General features: G+C 36.3%; 19 protein-coding genes. 7 read left to right on the top strand and 12 right to left on the bottom strand.

From position 1 onward, the window contains the following. Position 1 precedes the first annotated feature (1 nt). The 5 genes from Q9R24_RS09150 to Q9R24_RS09130 form a co-directional block, all read right to left on the bottom strand. Complete coding sequence (locus tag Q9R24_RS09150) at positions 2-1288, bottom strand: VWA domain-containing protein (protein ID WP_311204125.1); 1287 nt, start codon at positions 1286-1288, stop codon at positions 2-4. A gap of 97 nt (positions 1289-1385) precedes the next feature. Next, positions 1386-1964 carry a TerD family protein gene (locus Q9R24_RS09145; protein WP_311204124.1) on the bottom strand — a complete coding sequence of 193 codons (579 nt, stop codon included), beginning with the start codon at positions 1962-1964 and terminating at the stop codon, positions 1386-1388. A gap of 25 nt (positions 1965-1989) precedes the next feature. Then, positions 1990-3060 carry a DUF475 domain-containing protein gene (locus tag Q9R24_RS09140; RefSeq protein WP_311204123.1) on the bottom strand — a complete coding sequence of 357 codons (1071 nt, stop codon included), beginning with the start codon at positions 3058-3060 and terminating at the stop codon, positions 1990-1992. A 21-nt stretch (positions 3061-3081) separates the two neighbouring features. Then, complete coding sequence (locus tag Q9R24_RS09135; RefSeq protein ID WP_311204122.1) at positions 3082-3657, bottom strand: TerD family protein; 576 nt, start codon at positions 3655-3657, stop codon at positions 3082-3084. 43 nt (positions 3658-3700) lie between these two features. Then, the gene (locus tag Q9R24_RS09130) at positions 3701-4897 is read right to left on the bottom strand and encodes a TerD family protein (RefSeq protein WP_311204121.1); all 1197 of its coding nucleotides are present in this window, start codon (positions 4895-4897) and stop codon (positions 3701-3703) included. A gap of 288 nt (positions 4898-5185) precedes the next feature. Here Q9R24_RS09130 and Q9R24_RS09125 point away from each other — a divergent pair, with 288 nt between their 5' ends. From Q9R24_RS09125 to Q9R24_RS09105, 5 genes are read left to right on the top strand one after another with little or no spacing between them, the layout of a single operon-like run. After that, positions 5186-6202: an ATP-grasp domain-containing protein gene (locus tag Q9R24_RS09125; RefSeq protein WP_311204120.1), complete on the top strand. Its 1017-nt coding sequence runs from the start codon at positions 5186-5188 to the stop codon at positions 6200-6202. Beyond that, a complete protein-coding gene (locus Q9R24_RS09120) occupies positions 6202-7323 on the top strand; it encodes a phosphoribosyltransferase domain-containing protein (RefSeq protein ID WP_404976581.1) in 1122 nt (373 codons plus the stop codon). The genes Q9R24_RS09125 and Q9R24_RS09120 overlap by 1 nt, the downstream gene beginning before the upstream one ends. Then, complete coding sequence (locus tag Q9R24_RS09115; protein WP_148334857.1) at positions 7313-8092, top strand: hypothetical protein; 780 nt, start codon at positions 7313-7315, stop codon at positions 8090-8092. The genes Q9R24_RS09120 and Q9R24_RS09115 overlap by 11 nt, the downstream gene beginning before the upstream one ends. Beyond that, positions 8085-9245 (top strand): cysteine protease StiP domain-containing protein, encoded by a 1161-nt coding sequence (locus Q9R24_RS09110; protein ID WP_311204118.1) that lies wholly within the window; start codon positions 8085-8087, stop codon positions 9243-9245. Before Q9R24_RS09115 ends, Q9R24_RS09110 begins: the two co-directional genes overlap by 8 nt. Then, complete coding sequence (locus Q9R24_RS09105; protein ID WP_068543414.1) at positions 9242-10180, top strand: HpcH/HpaI aldolase/citrate lyase family protein; 939 nt, start codon at positions 9242-9244, stop codon at positions 10178-10180. The genes Q9R24_RS09110 and Q9R24_RS09105 overlap by 4 nt, the downstream gene beginning before the upstream one ends. Here the strand turns inward: Q9R24_RS09105 and Q9R24_RS09100 are convergent. The 6 genes from Q9R24_RS09100 to Q9R24_RS09075 form a co-directional block, all read right to left on the bottom strand. Beyond that, entirely contained in the window at positions 10177-11706 is a 1530-nt protein-coding gene (locus tag Q9R24_RS09100) for a helix-hairpin-helix domain-containing protein (protein WP_148334859.1), read from the bottom strand. The two genes, Q9R24_RS09105 and Q9R24_RS09100, sit on opposite strands and share 4 nt — an antisense overlap. An 11-nt stretch (positions 11707-11717) precedes the next feature. Beyond that, positions 11718-13544, bottom strand: a complete 1827-nt coding sequence (locus tag Q9R24_RS09095; RefSeq protein WP_148334860.1) for a PP2C family serine/threonine-protein phosphatase — start codon at positions 13542-13544, stop codon at positions 11718-11720. 110 nt (positions 13545-13654) lie between these two features. Beyond that, positions 13655-14707, bottom strand: coding sequence for a TerY-C metal binding domain-containing protein (locus Q9R24_RS09090; RefSeq protein ID WP_311204117.1), 1053 nt, complete (start codon positions 14705-14707; stop codon positions 13655-13657). Between the two features lie 133 nt (positions 14708-14840). After that, on the bottom strand, positions 14841-15476 hold the full coding sequence (locus Q9R24_RS09085; protein WP_148334862.1) for a VWA domain-containing protein: 636 nt from the start codon (positions 15474-15476) through the stop codon (positions 14841-14843). A 10-nt stretch (positions 15477-15486) separates the two neighbouring features. After that, positions 15487-16125 carry a TerD family protein gene (locus tag Q9R24_RS09080; RefSeq protein ID WP_114392572.1) on the bottom strand — a complete coding sequence of 213 codons (639 nt, stop codon included), beginning with the start codon at positions 16123-16125 and terminating at the stop codon, positions 15487-15489. Positions 16126-16155: 30 nt separating this feature from the next. Further along, positions 16156-16794, bottom strand: coding sequence for a VWA domain-containing protein (locus Q9R24_RS09075; protein WP_114392574.1), 639 nt, complete (start codon positions 16792-16794; stop codon positions 16156-16158). 375 nt (positions 16795-17169) lie between these two features. Between Q9R24_RS09075 and Q9R24_RS09070 the strand changes: the two genes are divergently transcribed. Together Q9R24_RS09070 and Q9R24_RS09065 are read left to right on the top strand one after the other, a co-directional pair. Beyond that, positions 17170-17499, top strand: a complete 330-nt coding sequence (locus Q9R24_RS09070) for a DUF4236 domain-containing protein (RefSeq protein ID WP_311204116.1) — start codon at positions 17170-17172, stop codon at positions 17497-17499. A 99-nt stretch (positions 17500-17598) separates the two neighbouring features. After that, positions 17599-17913 (top strand): hypothetical protein, encoded by a 315-nt coding sequence (locus Q9R24_RS09065; RefSeq protein WP_311204115.1) that lies wholly within the window; start codon positions 17599-17601, stop codon positions 17911-17913. Positions 17914-17982: 69 nt separating this feature from the next. Here the strand turns inward: Q9R24_RS09065 and Q9R24_RS09060 are convergent, their stop codons facing one another. Continuing rightward, entirely contained in the window at positions 17983-18246 is a 264-nt protein-coding gene (locus tag Q9R24_RS09060; protein ID WP_311204114.1) for a hypothetical protein, read from the bottom strand. Positions 18247-18391: the final 145 nt, after the last annotated feature.

Raw genomic sequence — 18391 nt, 5'->3', positions numbered from 1 at the left:
CCTATCCTCTCACGATATTTTTATTTTTTGCTTCTGTTAACCATATCGGAAATTCTTGAAGTAAAAAGTCATAGAGCATTGATTCAGAAATACTTTCAATATTATCTATTTTAAAGAAATTACAATTGTCGACCACTCGCCCCTCCATGATATCTAATTTCTCTAATACACCGTAATTTCTGCCGCCTATACCTACAAATTGCCAAAATATGGGTTGTGATGATGCCTCTTGTAAAATCTTTTTAATTTTTCTAGCTTCAGACACACCGCCATCAGAAATAAATACAATATAGACAGGTACGTTTGATGGACTTTCTTTAATGAAATAATGCAATACTTCTTCAAGAACGGCAGGCTCATTATTATAGCCAGCTCCCGCATTCCATTTTTTATAGCCTCCTTGTTCTGAAGCTATATAGTTATTTAAATTCTCAAGATTCACATCATTTAAATGAAGGGCTTTTTCTGCAAATGCCCAACACTCAAAGCTACCATCGTCATCAAAATTCAAAGCCAAGGGTATAATTCGGTCTAGAAGGTGTTGTACATCACCCGATTTATATTGTTGGCTCATTGAACCTGAATAATCTAACACCAGTGCTACTCGTGCTTTAATATTCAATAAATTACTTTTTTCTAAGCTTATCAGCGACTTTTTAGTTAAATCTAATAAATGTGGTGCTGCCTGCTCAATTTTATCTAAAATCACTTTTTTCTTTAAATCAAGCTTGGAGAGCGTTGGCATAGGTGGAGCAAGGTCTTCTGCAACCTCAGCACCAAAATGTCGAACCAAAGCATTTAAGCCACTATTAAAGCCTTGTCCAATCGCTGCCAAGCACCATAAATCATTTTTAAAATAAACCTCGACCAACATCGCTGCTTTTTCTTGACTGAAATAGCTGGGGCTTAATGCATACGTTGCCACTACCTGTCCAGATGAGTTAAGCAATTCGATTTGAATCGCTTTCACGTCTCTTAAATTTTTTTGCTGATCACTGACCGCAGCACACAGTATAAATCGTGGCGTCTGTGCATGATTAATGTGCTTTAAATTGAAGTGAAAAAGATGCGCATTACGTTGTTGTTGATAGCGTACTTCTGCGGCAGGTGTCTGAGGCTGATTATAAAAAGTCATATAATCATCATTAAAAAGTGTATCGCCTACGCCTAAGCCAAAGCTTGAAACATCGATCTCAAATGTGGCGTTCATTTGAATCCGTAAAGTAAAGACATCACTTGTCTGAATAATTTGATTCAATGCTATTTTTTGACCAGAAATCAAGTGCATTTTTATTCTCTATTGTAGTACTTGAAAGTAATCCTATATCTATCACTTTCAAGTACTAAAAGATCGCTCTTTTAGTACTTGTGTTACAACTAGCTGCTTAAACAGCAACACCATAACTAGCTGCTAAAGCACCTAAACCACCACTAAAGCCTTGACCTACTGCTTTGAATTTCCACTCACCACTGTGACGATATAATTCACCAAAAATCATTGCAACTTCAGTGCTACCATCTTCAGATAGGTCAAAACGAGCTAACTCTTCTGCATTAGCATCTTGGTTAATCACACGTATATATGCTTTATCAACCATACCGAAGTTTTGACTATTTTGCTGACCTTCATGAATAGTTACCGCAAATACAATTTTTGCCACTTCTTGAGGAACTTTAGACAAGTCTACTGAAATAGTTTCATCATCGCCATCGCCATCACCAGTACGGTTATCACCATTATGAGTCACTGAACCACATGGTGAAACTTTCTGATTAAAGAAAATAAATTCGCCGTCTAAACGAACTTTACCATCTTCACCCGTTAAGAAAGCAACAGCATCTAAATCGAATGCTTTACCATCCGTTGTACGAGGATTCCAACCTAAGCCTAAGTCGACTTTATTCATAGTTGGTGCAGTTTTAGACAGGTTGATATTCCCGCCTTTTGATAAATTAATCGCCATTTTTTATTTCCTTATTAAATATAACTTATGAAGCATTTTGCTTTTTACTGTACGCAATTGATGAGAATACAGCCCATACAATAAATGCTACACCTATTAATCCGGTAATGACTTCAGGGACATGTAACCCTGTACCACTCACAAGCATAATAAAGGCCAACGCACCAATTGCATAATGTGCACCATGCTCTAGGTATACATAGGCATCCAATGTGCCTTTTTCAACTAAATAAATAGTCATAGAGCGCACAAACATCGCACCAATGGCCAAACCAAGCATAATAATAACTACATCGCTGGTAATTGCGAAAGCGCCGATCACGCCGTCAAAACTAAAAGATGCATCTAATACTTCTAAGTATAAGAAACCACCGATACCACCTTTAACGATTGTACCTGTTGCTGAAGCACTGCTTGAGTTTTCAGATTCATCATCTTTGCTACTGCCTTCTAACAGATGCCCTAGTACCTTAACACCGACATAAACTACGATACCCCAGATACCAGCCATTACCACTACAAGACGGGATTCATCAGGCATATAGCTTGCCAAAATCAGTAGAATGACCAAGGATAGAAATACTGAAATAGCTTGGATATTCCCTAAATCAGCTAATTTTGATTCAAGCCAATGGAACCAATGTGTATCCTTTTCATCATCAAATAAGAAATTTAAGAACACTAATAATAAGAACATACCGCCAAATGCAGCAATCTCTGCATGATGTGCCATTAGCTTAGCTGAATAGGTTGCAGGATCATTCAGAGCAAGTTTAGCAACCTCTACCATGCTCATATCAGCTGTTACACCTACAATAAGTAGAGGAAATACCAAACGCATACCAAATACTGCCACCAATATGCCGACAGTTAAAAAAAGCGTACGCCAAAACTGATCCCAATGTTTCAATACAGAAGCATTGACAACAGCATTATCAAAAGATAATGAAACCTCCATCACAGCTAGAATAGAAGTAATAGCCAAGACTTTAAACATGGCCATCAGGCCAGCTTCAGGACCATGTGTGAAGCCCCAATATGCTGAAATAGCCAAGCATATGATGGTAAAAATTATCGAAAAACGGAAATGTTTCATTTTTTACCTAATAAACAAAGTTTAAATACTGATGCCATATTGGCTACACATAGCGCGTAGACCGCCATTATAACCTTGCCCTACGGCTCTAAACTTCCATTCACTATTATGACGATACAGTTCACCGAAAATCATCGCTGTTTCAGTAGAATAATCTTCATTTAAATCAAAGCGGACAATTTCGACATTGGTCTGGTCATTGACTACACGAATAAAAGCATTTTGCACTTGACCAAAATTTTGCCCACGGCTTTCAGCATCATGAATAGTCACAGTAATGGCAATTTTTTGCACATCAGCAGGAACTTTCGCCAAATTAATTTTAACCGCTTCATCATCGCCATCACCCTCACCGGTACGATTGTCTCCGGTATGTTCGACAGAACCTTCTGGTGAACGGGTTTGGTTATAAAAAATAAAATCAGTTTCACCACGAACTTTATCATTTGTAGCCAATAAAAATGCAGAAGCATCCAAGTCAAAATCTGCACCATCGGTTGCTCGCGCATCCCAACCTAAACCAATCAAAACTTGGTTAAGCGATGGATCTGTTTTACTTAAAGATAGATTTCCACCTTTGTTTAATGAAATAGCCATAATTTTCTCTCTTCTTTATTACATGTAAATTAAATTGATACTGTTAATCTTTTGAGCCTTGGGTCCAGCGGAAACCAAAGCGATAAAACTTATCTAAAAATTGTTGGTCTTTAAAATAACGAACTTCTCGATTGGCTTGAATAGCACCATTCACATTTTTTAATTCTATGATTGCACAGGTTGTTAATTGATTACCATCGGTTAAGCGCACTTCAATTTCTGGTTGATCAGGAATACGAATCGTAACCACCCCATCTGTTGCAGTCCACTGTGCTGCACCGTCATAAATATACGTGTAAATCACAATACGTTCAATGCGATCCCATTGAGTGCCGTTAATGTGTAAGTTTTCTCCATTTAGCGATGCTCCGGTGCGATCATCTGCGTCTAATTTCATATAGGGAGCGCGATCAAAATTACCAAATCGGTTACCAAGCGGTTGCACTAAATCAATGCCGCCATCTTTAAGCTGTATCATCGCCCCCAAATCCAAGTCGATTGAACTGGAGCGAGTTAATTTTTGAAAAAAAGATTCGGATTTAGGTATAGATTTATTCCAGTTTAAATTGACTGAAATTTTTCCAAAGGCTGAACCTTTCTTACTAAGATTAATTGTCGAGTTATTTTTATCTAACTTGATCTTGGATAAATTTATATTTGATTTTGTTGGCGTTGGCGTTGGCGTTGGCGTTGGCGTTGGCGAAGTATGCGTTGTAGTCTCATCAATCACCACACCAAAGTTTTCGGCCAAAGGTTTCAGTCCGCCATTAAAGCCTTGATCAATAAATCTAAATTTCCACTTATCATTATGTTTATACACTTCTGCCAAAATTAATGCTTTTTCTGTTTTAGACTGAGTCTGAATCAATGCATTAGCGATAGGTTGATTACCGGATAAAAGTTCAATATGAATAGGAGTGATTCGACTAAAATTATTGGGTTCATTAATTGTTGCACATAAAGTAACCTTTTGAATTTGTGGATCTAGTAATGCTGTATTAATCTTAAATTTCGTTAAATATGGATTATTAGAATTAGATTGAGTCAGTACTACACTTTGATTCAAGGTTTGAGTTTGTCCATAGAAGATCATGTCCTGATCGCCACGCACTTTTTGCGTACTTTGTGCTAAAAGATATGCAGTACAATCAACCTCTACTTGATTTGGAATACTGGTTTTTATTAATATCTCCACCACTTCAGATGCTAAAGCAATGTTTCCACCTGCAATAAGTTGCATACTACCCTCTTACAATATTGTAATATTTCATTTAACTAATTAAGTATATGAGTATAAAAAAATATCTTAAAAATTATTTTATTCGTCCTATATCGTTTTAACATAGACGGATTCACGCGGCAAGTATAGCAATATAAAAACCCGCCACCACGTCAGTGGGTTGATATCAACCCAGTGACTTTCTAGAACAATTTTTCAATTTATTACATGAAAAATTTTATATACTCCATGTAGAATGGAATCATAAATTCATAATTGTTATTAAATAAAATTGAGATCAAATCTACTGTGAAATCGCATTACAATATCTGGATTGCTGAAAGTTATTCCTGTCAAAATGACATTATTCAATTATTAAAAAACTCAAATTTATCCCCCTATCTGACTATTTTTTGTTCTCACAGTAAACAACGTCCTGGACTGAAGCTGCTTGCAGATTATTTTTTTCAACAACCGCTTATTAAGGAAAGTCCAGACTGGTTATTAGAACAATGTAAAAAGCATTCTATTCAACTTTTGCTTTGTGGAAAGCATAGTCAATTTATTGAGCCATTTCGTGAAGAATTTTCTCGTCATGATATTCAATTAGTAACTGGTGCCAGAGGCATCAGTCAGCATGAAAATATTAATAATAAATTTTTATTTGGACAAATTTGCGAAGGTTTAAACTTACCTAGCATTTCTGCTACAAAAGTTGCTCATGTTAATGAATTAAAGCAAGCTATTGAGGAATATCAACAACGATATAGCGCTATTTGTGCAAAGCCTGTTTATGGCGTATATGGTGCAGGTTTTGTGCAATTAAGCGATCATGTTTCATATTTTATGAAATTTCAATCTAATACTCTATGTAATACACAACAGTTTATAGAAGCTTATGCTCAATTACAGCCGCCTATTGAGTATTTGATTATGCCTTTTTTGCAAGGGCAAGAATGTTCTGTAGATATTGCCTGTAGTAATGGCAAAATTTTAGCATTAGTGACTCGGATAAAATTTAAATTTTATCAAGAATGCTATATCGAGCATCCATGTCATGAAATATGTAAAATTTTAGTAGAACATTTCCAGTGCGATGGATTGATCAATATTCAATTTAAGCAAGATGATCATGGAGTCTGGCATATTTTAGAAATCAACCCGCGTCCCGCTGGCGGTTTTGCCTATACACAACATACTGGAATTAATTTAATTGCAGAATTGATTGCTGAAAAATTGCACTTAATTTTAAAGAGCCCCGTACCAACTACTTTAGTACAAGTTCTCCCCATCCTACAAAGTATAAAAATGGAATGTAAACATTGATAAAACATATTGATTTAAGTCGTGGCCGTATTAGTGTGACAGTAAATCATCATCATCCTGAATGGACATTGGATGATTTGCTGAGCTTTGCAGAAAGAATTAATCCGAAACGTGCATTTTTATTTGTTTCTAAAGTTCTGGGTAAACATATTCCTGTCGCACCATCCGTGATGCAAAAAAGCTATCAAGACCTTGCTGCACTTATTCCCAAGAATTTACCCTATCCCATTAGTGTGATTGGTATGGCTGAAACCGCAGTCGGTTTGGGCGCAGGAGTCTATCGTGAGCTCAAACCAGATTTCGGGGAAAATGCGATTTTTTTAACGACTACTCGGCATCCAGTCGAAACCTTGCCCACATTAGGCTTGTTTTTAGAAGAACATAGCCATGCACAAGACCAGTTTATCTTATCCAGTCATAATGCTATTAAACATCAACACATCCTGAGTTCAAAAACACTTATTTTAGTTGATGATGAAATTTCGACTGGAAAAACCTTTAGAAATTTAATTCTCAGTCTTAAAAAATCGGGTTTAGAACAGATTGAACGGATTATTTTAGTAACCTTAGTCAATTGGGCTGAACAGCACTTAGTCACCGATGATTTAGGTATTCCAGTTGAAGTGATTTCTTTATTACAAGGTCACTGGCAGTGGCAAGATAACAATAAAGAAATTGATATTCAAATGCCGAATGTCAGTTCAACCCAACAACAAAGTCAAAAAGTTATTGCACCCAATGACTGGGGACGCGAACCGACTTTTCTGGATTGTTCTGTGTGGCAACAGATTAAATCCATTCAAGCGCATGAAAAAGTTTTAGTGTTAGGTTCGGGTGAATTCACCTGGATTCCTTTCCTCATGGCAGAGCAACTAGAAAAGCAAGATGTTGAGGTTTATTTTAGCTCCACCACCCGCTCTCCGATTATGCAAGGTCATGCTATTGAAAGTATTTGTTTATTTAAAGACAATTATGGACTCAATATGAATAACTATGCATACAACGTGAAACATCAACAATTTGATCGTGTCTTTTTAATCATTGAAACTGCTAAAGATAGTGTTGATCCTCTGCTTTTTGAACAAATAAAAAACTTGGAAATTATTAGTTATGAATGCTAAGCCGTTAATTTTTGTTGACTTAGATGACACACTTTTTCAAACACATCGTAAAAGCACACCTACGCCTTTACATAAAATTGCGACTACAGATAAATTAGGTGAACCGCTCTCTTATATGCTGCCAAAACAGCAAATATTCGTGAATTGGCTATTAGAGTCTGCTGAAGTAATTCCAGTCACTGCTCGGTCAGTAGAAGCATTACAACGCGTACATATTCCTTTTCAGCACGGTGCAGTCTGCTCACATGGCGGAACCATTTTAGGGGCCAATAAACAGGTTGATCAAGAATGGCTTGTTTTGCAACAGCAAGCTACAGCAGAGTTAGAACACTTACTCAATGATCTACCCAATGCACTACTGGATTATGCAAAACCTTTTGGATCAATCCGTACTTGGACGGTGGAAGAAAATGGCGGGAAAATTTATACCGTTGCCAAACAGAATGATCCGGAACCATTATTTTTATCTAAAATTATTGCCAACTTACCTGCTGAAGTGCTCGAGCATTGTTACGTACATATCAATGGTAATAATTTGGCGATTATTCCAAAATTTGTTTCTAAACAAAAAGCAGTCGAATTTTTTATCAACAAATATGACCCTGAACGTGAACGTGCCATCTTAGGTTGGGGCGACAGTTTATCTGATGCCGGCTTCTTAGCGTGCTGTGATTGGTTTGGTATGCCCAAAAATAGCCAATTGGATAAGTTTTTAGCACAAAGTTTAATGCAAGATCATAATGCGAAAGGATATTTAGGACATGGATAAGAATTATGCTGGTGCATCCAATCTTAATACCTTAGGTTTTCATGGTTCATATCGACCGCAAGATGTAACCTTTTTACTCAATATTGATGATATTGAACCGACACCATTGGCAGAAAAAGAGTATTTGATTCAATCAGGGAAAAAACATTACTCCCAAATGATTAGTGTAGAGCATCCCCCTTCAAAAGAGCAGATGCGTCATTTTCAATACGCTTTTGAGCAAGGTGCTGAACGTCTGGCTTGTGATGTACAGAAAATTGGTAACTCTCTACTGAGTCGATTTAAAAATCAGCCTATTATTTTGGTCAGTCTAGTACGTGCAGGTGTACCTTTAGGGGTACTGCTCAAGCACTATATTGAAAAATATCAGCAGTGCGTACATTACGGTATTAGTATTATTCGTGATCGCGGTATCGACTTTGCAGCCTTACATGCCATTATTGATCAACATGGTGCGGAAAATATTGTTTTTGTAGATGGTTGGACAGGTAAAGGTGCAATTTGTCGAGAGTTAACCCAAAATTTAGCAGATTATCCGGCATTATTTGATGCAGGCTGGGATATTCCTCGCCTTGTCACCTTAGCCGATTTAGGTGGCTATTCTTGGTTAAGTGCTAGCTGTGAGGATTGGCTGATTCCGTTTGGTATTCTAGGTTCTGTGGTCTCTGGTTTAACCTCACGCACCATTTTAAAAGATCATATCAATTTTGAGTTAGCAAAAAAAAATTGCTATGAGCCTAAAAATTGGCATAGTTGTTTAGTTTACAAACATCTAGCTGAACATGATATTTCAGTAGATTTTACAGACAAAATTTTAAATATTATTAATCAGAATCCGTCTACAAATTTATCCCATTGGAATAATCATATTCGACTCAAACAACAAAAAATTTGTTTAGATACGATTATTTGGATCTCTGACACCTATAATATTAAAAATATTAATCGTATTAAACCTAGTATTGCAGAAGCGACACGTGCGGTATTAAGACGTATTCCTGAAAGAATATTAATTCGTGATCCATCCAATCCCCATGTACAATTACTGTTACATTTTGCCAAAGAACAAAATATTCCTGTAGATATTTTAGGTGCCAAGTTAGGTCCATACCATGCAGTCACTCTGATAAAAAAAGTCGAGAAAAATAAATGAAACAACTGCAACATGCGATTGAACTTGGTGCAACCATGTACATTCCTGCAACTCATGAGCAGTTATGGGAAGTTACCGAAGGGATTAAATTTCCAATACTTAAATCTATTGCAGTCTGTTTAGAAGATGCCGTATTGGAAAGAGACGTACAAACTGCGATGGTTAACCTAAAACTTTTATTACAAAAACGTTTAGAACAGCCGAATCCTAAAGCACCTGCAATGTTTATTCGTCCTAGAAATATTGAGATGGCAAAACACATTGTCGACTGGGAATTAAATCATACCTACAGTGGTATGATTTTACCCAAGTTTACGCTACACGATCTAAAACAGTGGATGGACGTTTTGCCATCTAATATCAACCTGATGCCAACGCTTGAAACTAAAGAGATTTTTGATATGGGCCATAATATGGAACTTAATCAAGCCCTCAAGTATGATTTTCATAAAACCTTGTGTTTAAGAATTGGAGGTAATGACCTTCTGTCCTGTTTAAATTTACGTCGTCCTAAAAATAGTACTATTTATCAAACCCCTGTAGGTATATTGATTTCACAATTGGCAGGCTTATTTATTCCAGCTGGTTTTCAACTCAGTTCGCCAGTGTGTGAACATATTAACCACACGCAATTGCTCATGAGTGAAATATGCCAAGATATGAATAATGGGATTTATACAAAAACTGCCATTCATCCTTCGCAAATTGCGTATATTCATCAAGCCCTTCAAATAACTACAGAAGAATTTCATGAAGCACAGCAAATTTTATCGCAAGATGCTAAAAGTGTATTTAAAAGCCACGGCTCAATGTTAGAACCTGCTACACATCGCAATTGGGCAGAAATGATTTTATTACGCTATAAAACTTTTGGTTTATGTAAGTCTCAACCGTCTACCCAAGATAAACTTATGCTCAATACATTTTCAGTCTAAGCTTCAACCATCTGTACTACAGCCAGACGGCCACCTTCTTGCTTTGAAAGTAAAATTTTTACACCATCTTTTAGCTCAATTTTACCTCCAATCGGGATAGCTGTTTTGGTTGTTACGTCAGTCAAATCTGCTAACCCTTCATTAACTAACCACCACTTATTATTATGAAAAACAAAATAACCTTTCCGTTTAGTTTGAGCAGGAGTTAAACGTTCATTAGGAGCAACTAAATGATTAGTATGCCATTCAAATAAAGACTGACCTGTCCATACCATTAAACGATGATTATCTGGTCTAAACTTTCCTTCTTGACGTGCAGAATATAAGTTTAGTATTGGCAGCTTACCTGAAAATGGCGTATTGCAGAAAGGACATTTTGGTGCAGTAGTATTATCGAAAACATACCACTTATGGGTACAATTAGCATTTAAACACGGCTGAATTAAGTCAACGGTTTTGACTAAAGCATCTTCCCAATCATTTGCAGAAGGTCGCTTACTCGGTTCATGCAAACCATCAATAAAACATTTATTAAATAATTCGGTTAAATATGGTCCTGTCACAGTATAAGGAATTTGCTGTGGATCTGCCCAAGGTAATTGAGATGATTTTAATTGATTAGAACGAACACGGTTGGAGTGGTCTGTCGGATGTTCGATGAATAATGCCTTTTGCCCCATGCCTAGATTTTCATCTTTTTGTGGGTCATCCATATCGTGGATTTTTCCACCACGTAAAGGATGGCGATATAACAAATACATATAGATCAACACACCCAAGGCATGTCTATCTGTTGTAATACTAGGTAAAAAACGTTTTGGATCTTCTTTTGATAAGTGACTAGTCGTTACCACTTCTGGTGCAATAAAATCAGGAGTTCCCACTACATCAGGAGGATATTTACCAGGTACAACTAAGCCATCGACATCAATGACACACGCACTTCCCGTAACTGGATCAATCAATACATTTTTGTAAGATAAATCTGAGTGAGCTACCCCAGCAGCATGCATACGACGTACTGCACGTGAAATTAGAATACTAATTTTAAGATAATTGAGCCATGTACCCTTTTCCCGATCGTCTAAAAAACGATTTTGATTATTCGCACTCGCAAACCACTTACCTTCTTTTTCTTTACCCTTAATACTTAGAAAATCATTATTTTTTGAACCATGTTCAAAGAAAAACTGTTTTTTATAAGTTGGCGCAGTAATTCCTATCAGATTATTATATTCAACTAATGCATCTGGCCAACAGTAGATATTCTTCCAATAATCTCCTCCGACCCCATTAAAAATACCATTCCATTTATTGCCAACGATTTCTTTTAGGCGCTCTTTCTGTTGGTCAAGCGCTGCTTTGGATTCATAGAATTTATTTTTCTCCTTACTAAAAAAGCATACTACATAGCTTTTATCAGGTGAAAAATACACATCTTTCATTGCACCAGAACCAATCACTTCATCGACAAACTCAATTGGACGACCATCAACAGTTGTACATTTAACAATTTTTCCTGCCACGACTATGTTCCTTATACTTCTGTTGAATCTTGGTCTAATTGATATGCTGATGCCTTCTTATTCCATAGCACTGCCATGGTTCGATCATCATGATGACCCGGTTTAAAGAAGTGCATCCATTCTAACAATGCGACATCTGCATCTGGCTGGTGGAATAAAGGTTCAATTTCCTGATACATTTTTGTCCATAACGGATGTTGTCCCAAGCCAACCTCTGTCTCAAAAATAGGATCAGAGATTCCATCTGTCATGATCAATACCGCATCAATATCATTGAAATGTCCAATTTTGATACGGGTGCCGAAGTCTGAAGCAATACTACGATCTAAAAATTGTGTTTGTCCCGCATATTCTCCACCGTCCGCTACATTCATTAAGCGAACCGAATCTCTTCTATAAACAGCGATCGCCCCATCTCCGACTGAAAATGTACTGATAAAAGTTCTGTTTTGATATTGGCGGACAACAGCCACCAATAAAGTTGTTGAAAATGCTTTTGCTGGCACATTAGATGCTTTAGCCTGCAATTCAATCTCTTCAATAATTGACTTATAAATATCATAATAAACATTAAAGAATTGCTCATTTAATTTTTTAGCAATTTGCTTCGTTACTTCATCTTGTTGCCCTATTTGCCATTGCGAAAGATCTTCCTCAAGTGAAGTAATTGTAGCGGCATTCAAATATCCAGAAAATTGTTTTTCAACAATATCTACTGCAATTCTTGAGCCCTCTCGTGAGTAAATTGCACTTCCTGCACCATCAGCAACAGTGATTACTGACCATTCTGTATCTGGAATATAAAAAAGACTAAAATCATCGTCACGGAATGTCCCTGCATGTTCATGAGAGCGTCCTCGACGACTGGCTGCAATTAAATCAAATTTTTCCGTAGATATAAGGCGCTGGTCTGTATGATCCTTAATAAACGGTTGACCTGCTTCAGGTTCAAGCACCTTCCATAAACTACGTGGATCTGGGATGATATTAAGCTTGCAACGGCCTGAATGGGTTGCATTATCCATACTATATTGGAAAGTGAATTCGAACTCTTCGGCATGTTCAGGTTCACCACGTACTGTTTGGGACTCCTCATCAAAATAAAAGTCATGCTTTCCAAATCTAAAACTTTCTGCTTTAAATCGAATCTTGTTGAAGTCATGTGCTGAACTAATTGAAATCTTAGAATTATAAAACTGTCCGACACGCGCATTTTCAACTTGGAACTTTACTTCATTACTATACATAGAATGATTATCTTCTATTGTTATCTGAGTTGGAGATTGGTCTTGTGGAGAGGAATCATCAAGTGGGGTAATTTTTGCTAAAGTTGGAGTCGTATCAATTTTTTTTAAGACATCTTGAACACAAGTCATATTTTCTTTTTGAGTCTCTAGCTCTCTAAGATGCTCCATCATTTTTGTTTCATCATCATTTTGGCTAATAAACTCTAACTTAGTATTATTATCAATCTCTACATCAACAGTTAACTCCTCAAGTCTGATACCATCTTTTAGATCATCTGTAAGTGATGAATTTAACTCTTTAGGAGACATCTGCTGTGTTTCTAGAATAGTGCTTTTGTTAAGCTGCTGAGATGCATCATGACAAGATACTGTCAAATCATATTCATGGTTTAAATAAGTCGATTTTTTTGCAAATAAATCTAATTGCTCACAAGCAATAATACGATTAAAGTCAACACCCAGATGTAGCAAAAGCTGATCAAGTTGTTGAACATGTTCATCTTTTGAGAAAAAATCAACAAATGTTGATGTAAATACTAAATTTTTTCTCTGTAATATTTTTTGAATTTCTACCGCAAGTTTTTCATGCATATATTTTTTTCCTAAGAATCAACTCTTCAAACACATTATTTGTTTCTTTTTACCAGTGAGCAATTTTTAACCAATATATCTAATATCAGCCAAATTTTAAGTAATTATAATTAACCTTGCCCGCGCGTAAGGTCAAAACCACCACTGGAGATAGTGAAACTCACTTGTCTATGACACCAAGGACAGACCACATATTCAGAATAACCGTCATAGCACATCAAATTTCCACAGTCACACATAGCAAATGCTGTTTCAGCATAACAGTGTGGACATTGCGCATCTCCTTCAAGCTGTGCAGTATTAATTGTCGGCTTATCCGCAGTCTGATCTGTCCAGCTAAAATAATCTTCAGAAATTGTTTCACAAGTGTCTAATTTAAAGTTATATAAACTGATATTTAGATCAGATAGACCATCGTATTGCATGTTACGTGTATATTTTAGAATATAAGGATGATGCAATTTTTGACAGCGTCCTATAAAAGTTACGGTACGATCGTCTGCATGGCCTTTGCGGAAGCTTAATTTATTTTTTGCCAAATGCATATAGCGTTCATCAAGGGGCAATATTTGTTGATTTTCATTCTGATGACCTACGCTAATACTTTGCGAAACAACCGATGCACTAATCCACTTACATAGGCTTTTTACATATGCTTGATCAACTTGATCGAGCATAATGCAATGTTCTGCAAATTGTTTCAAAATAGTAAAATCGACATCTTGACCTAAACCAATAGCTACCAACGATACTTTGTCTTCGTATTTTGTTTTCCAACGATAAATAGCTTCTTGATAATCATCTGTAGGGCGTCCATCGGTAAACAAATAAACAACTGGTTTCCAATCACCTTTTACATCTACTGTTGTACGTATAACAAAGCGATCGATTTCTTTACCGAGATGGTCTAAAGCTTTACCTAAATGTGTTCCTCCACCTAAGGGTAATTCACAATGTCGATATGCAAATAACTCAGTTAATGGCACTAGAGTACGCACGATTCCTGCATAGGCAATAATTGAAACATAAACCGTCTCCAAAGCATAAGGATCTGTCCTGAGACTTTTCATGATGAAATCAATACCCTCTTGAACTGCTTCTAACGGTTTACCAACCATCGACTCTGAACAGTCAATTACAAAAAATACAGGTAATCGGCGCATAATTCATCCCATCTTATTGTTATGATTTACATTAAAAATCTATTATAAGTTTGATCTTATTAATTCATCGATACAATTAAGCAAGATCATCGATCCGAACATAAAATCAAACGAGAAAAATTTGAATTTTCCCTTATAACACTAACTGAATTTCAGATGGTGGTGGTGGCAGTGATATTGGTCCACTAATTCCTGCACTACTACTTCCTGCAACGACACTTGCTGAAACCCATTTAAAGAAACTTGAGAATGAAGTGGTATCCATAGTATCGAGTACTACTACTTTCTGCGTAAGCTGTAACAAAGTCTCAGTTTTTGCTTTTGGACCTGCTGCACAAGCCACGATGGTTGCAAAATTCAATTGTTGGATATGAGGAATTATTTGCTGATACGCATAAACATCTGAAGGAGAACCATCTGTCATGAGGAAAATCAATGGGCGCCAATCACCTTTTTCATCCGATGTGGTTTTCTTAACATTGGTTTCGACTTCCTGCGCAAGTAATTCCAAAGCTGCTCCCATAAATGTTGCACCTGAACTCGGCACTTCAATTTCTGGAATTTGAATTTCCTCCAGAGGTGTAAGTGACAAATAAACCCTTGCTTCAATATCAAAAGTAATAATACTGATATAAACACTTTCAAGAGCGTAGGGATCTTGCCTTAAAGCGCTTAACATAGATTGGAGACCAACATTCACAGAGTGAATGGGTTCTCCTTTCATAGAACCTGATGTATCAAGCAAAATATAAACTGGTAGACGGCGCATTGTTATCTCTTTATACGTATTCTTTTAACCATTCCAAAAAATTATCAGATGCAGAAGATTGACCTAAAGCATTGAATTTCCAACCATTAATTTCACGAACCAGTTCTGCAAATAACAATGAACGTTGCTGATCATAACCTTTACCAGATAAGTCAAAACGCACCATCTCTTTACCAGATGCATCTACAGCACGAATAAATGCATTATCCACTTGACCAAAATGTTGATTATTTTTAATACCCTCATAAATTTGAACAATAAATACAATTTTTTGATAATCGTTTGACAGTGAATTTAACTTCACAATAATTTGTTCATCATCACCATCACCAGCTCCTGTTCGATTATCTCCCGTTAACCGAATGTTGCCCGAACGATGATATAAGTTATTAAAAAAAATTACATCACTATCTCTAAGCGTGGCATTCCCCGCTCCATCCCACCCTAAATCTCGAACCTTACCATCTGCATCACATAAAAAAGCCACTACATCTAGATCATATTCTGCAGATTGACTTCCAAATAAACCTCCCAAAAAACCTGTCTTTTTTTCAGCAATATCCCAGCCTAAACCGATGGTTACTAAAGATAAATTATGTTGCGATTTTTCAAGGCTTAAGCCTTGTCCTTTGGCTAATGTAATCGCCATCATTTTTTCCTTTCGATTATTTATAATTAGTTAAAGTACAACATTTACTTCAGGTGGAGGTGGGGGTAAATCGTTCAATCCATTCACTTCTTTCTGCCCCGCATCTACTTTTTGACTACCAGTAGAAATACTTGCAGAAACCCATTTGAAAAAGGCTTTAATAGTATTGGTATCAGCAGTCGCCAATTCGACTACAACCTCAGTGATTTGTTTTAAAATGGATGTATCTGCGTTATGACCTGCCGCACAGGCAATAATCATCCCTGTTTTAACTTGTTTTAATTTTTCAAAGCCTTTTTTCCAATCATCAGTTGGTACGCCATCAGTCATAATAAACACTAAAGGCTTCCAATCCCCTCTAACTTCAGGCGTTGTTTTTTGAACTTCTTGCTCAATTTTTTCAGCTAATAATGCTAGTGCCTCTCCTAACTGTGTTGTTCCTGTAGCTTGTAATTGAGGAGAATTAAACATAGCTATTTCCGTTAAAGGAACTATCTGTTTTGCATTTGTATCAAAACTAATTATTGAAAGGTGAGCCGTTTCTAATGCATAAGGATCTTGTCTTAATGATGAAACAAGTATCTCTACACCATTTTTTACAGCCTCAATAGGCTCTCCCATCATTGAGCCTGATGTATCTAGTAATAAGTAAACTGGTAGTCTTCTCATTTTTACCCCTAAAAATTTTTAACTGTAGTAAGATTCAATATAGATCTAGTAAGTAATTTTATTCTTTAATATTCCATTAATAAAATTTACTTTCTATCCATTATTATTAATATTAAGCAAAGATAAGCACAAGTAAAATTTACTGAATTTTGATAAATAATGACAATATTTTTTATGAAATTAATTCGTCAAAAAGCTACCATTTTCTCGTAAAACATGTTATATATCAAAATCATGTATCAATTTTATTCAATGCTAAACAATCAAGTTATGACACTCCATAACTTAAGTAAATAATTAGTAATTATATTATATAAAATTATACTTATTGTACTTCATAAAATAAGGTAGATTCAATTTTATAGGGGGAAAAATATGGGCTTCAGATTTCGCAAGAGTATTAAAATCTTACCTGGATTAAAAATCAATCTGACGCATAAAGGCATCAGCAGTGCAAGCATTGGCAAACCTGGTGCTTCTTTAAATATTGGCAAAAAAGGCACCCGAACCAGCGTTGGTATTCCTGGCACAGGCCTATCCTATTCCAAGCGCCAACCCTATAAAAATAGAGCTGGCAACCCAGAGAATCCTGCTCAGGAACAACAACCGTTCTATACATCAGATACCGAGCAACCCAAATCGAATGTCTGGATTTGGGTAATTTTTGGATTATTTTGTTTTATTGTCGGGGTAATTATTTTTTGAATTTAGCCATTCTTTGTACCCCATAATATCCACTGCTAGGCAAAATTTAATTCATTCATTACTATGGACGGATGTTAAATACAATAAAGGCTGCCGCTGATGTCTGATCATGACAGTACTCTGGATTATGATGAAAATGATTTAATCGACTCTCCCTTATCTCAAGTTTTACAAGAGGATAATGAGCAAATTGAAATTCTAATTTATCGATTACCTGATAGTGATTGGACACTGGAAGTGGTGAGCCAAAGTGGTACTTCTACCGTATGGGATGAAACATTCCTGTCAGATCAGGAAGCTCTATCTGTCGCTTTAGATGGAATTAAAGCCGCAGGCGGTATTCAAGCATTTTCCGAACTCAGTGACCTCGAAGCAAAGAAAAATATTTTTCCTGAATCCCTTACTCGCCATTAAAAATGAAGCTGCTAGCGTGGATATGAATCAGTATTTTCTGGATTCTTAGAACCTGTCGCGATGATAGGTTCACTTCAACCCAAACCCATCTAGGGTTGAAGGGTCAAAGTTTTCATCAAACATAAACTCATCTGCTCGCTCTTTTTTTAATGTCGCAAGTGCATAAAAAAAACATTTCTCACATAACTGCAATTCATATCTTTCCCCGTCATACTTAGAACCATAGCCCCAATGCGCAGATAAAGTTCCAAATTCCAATTTCGTTGATTGGTTGCATACATCACATACAACATCTGTAACGACTTCTACCTGTTTCAGTTGTTTAATTTCCATATACGGCTCTCGATATCAATCAAGTTAAATTTGTCCACCTGCTTAGCAAAAACTTATTTATTTTTTGATTTAAATCACACTTTTATAAACAACAGATAACTATATATAGTGATTTAAAGAAGAAAAAATACAATATATGGTATTT

The organism is Acinetobacter sp. RRD8, assembly GCF_031844225.1.
GTDB lineage: Bacteria > Pseudomonadota > Gammaproteobacteria > Pseudomonadales > Moraxellaceae > Acinetobacter.
Note: the sequence above shows the minus strand (reverse complement) of the source record. Positions and strands in the feature narration are given on the sequence as shown.

Bases quoted from the DNA above. Each gene is read 5' to 3' on its own strand.
- Q9R24_RS09070 (WP_311204116.1), top strand. From the start codon at position 17,170: ATGGGCTTCAGATTTCGCAAGAGTATTAAAATCTTACCTGGATTAAAA.
- Q9R24_RS09080 (WP_114392572.1), bottom strand. From the start codon at position 16,125: ATGGCGATTACATTAGCCAAAGGACAAGGCTTAAGCCTTGAAAAATCG.
- Q9R24_RS09085 (WP_148334862.1), bottom strand. From the start codon at position 15,476: ATGCGCCGTCTACCAGTTTATATTTTGCTTGATACATCAGGTTCTATG.
- Q9R24_RS09105 (WP_068543414.1), top strand. From the start codon at position 9,242: ATGAAACAACTGCAACATGCGATTGAACTTGGTGCAACCATGTACATT.
- Q9R24_RS09115 (WP_148334857.1), top strand. From the start codon at position 7,313: ATGAATGCTAAGCCGTTAATTTTTGTTGACTTAGATGACACACTTTTT.
- Q9R24_RS09145 (WP_311204124.1), bottom strand. From the start codon at position 1,964: ATGGCGATTAATTTATCAAAAGGCGGGAATATCAACCTGTCTAAAACT.
- Q9R24_RS09065 (WP_311204115.1), top strand. From the start codon at position 17,599: ATGTCTGATCATGACAGTACTCTGGATTATGATGAAAATGATTTAATC.
- Q9R24_RS09150 (WP_311204125.1), bottom strand. From the start codon at position 1,288: ATGCACTTGATTTCTGGTCAAAAAATAGCATTGAATCAAATTATTCAG.
- Q9R24_RS09075 (WP_114392574.1), bottom strand. From the start codon at position 16,794: ATGAGAAGACTACCAGTTTACTTATTACTAGATACATCAGGCTCAATG.
- Q9R24_RS09140 (WP_311204123.1), bottom strand. From the start codon at position 3,060: ATGAAACATTTCCGTTTTTCGATAATTTTTACCATCATATGCTTGGCT.
- Q9R24_RS09110 (WP_311204118.1), top strand. From the start codon at position 8,085: ATGGATAAGAATTATGCTGGTGCATCCAATCTTAATACCTTAGGTTTT.
- Q9R24_RS09060 (WP_311204114.1), bottom strand. From the start codon at position 18,246: ATGGAAATTAAACAACTGAAACAGGTAGAAGTCGTTACAGATGTTGTA.
- Q9R24_RS09090 (WP_311204117.1), bottom strand. From the start codon at position 14,707: ATGCGCCGATTACCTGTATTTTTTGTAATTGACTGTTCAGAGTCGATG.
- Q9R24_RS09130 (WP_311204121.1), bottom strand. From the start codon at position 4,897: ATGCAACTTATTGCAGGTGGAAACATTGCTTTAGCATCTGAAGTGGTG.
- Q9R24_RS09135 (WP_311204122.1), bottom strand. From the start codon at position 3,657: ATGGCTATTTCATTAAACAAAGGTGGAAATCTATCTTTAAGTAAAACA.
- Q9R24_RS09095 (WP_148334860.1), bottom strand. From the start codon at position 13,544: ATGCATGAAAAACTTGCGGTAGAAATTCAAAAAATATTACAGAGAAAA.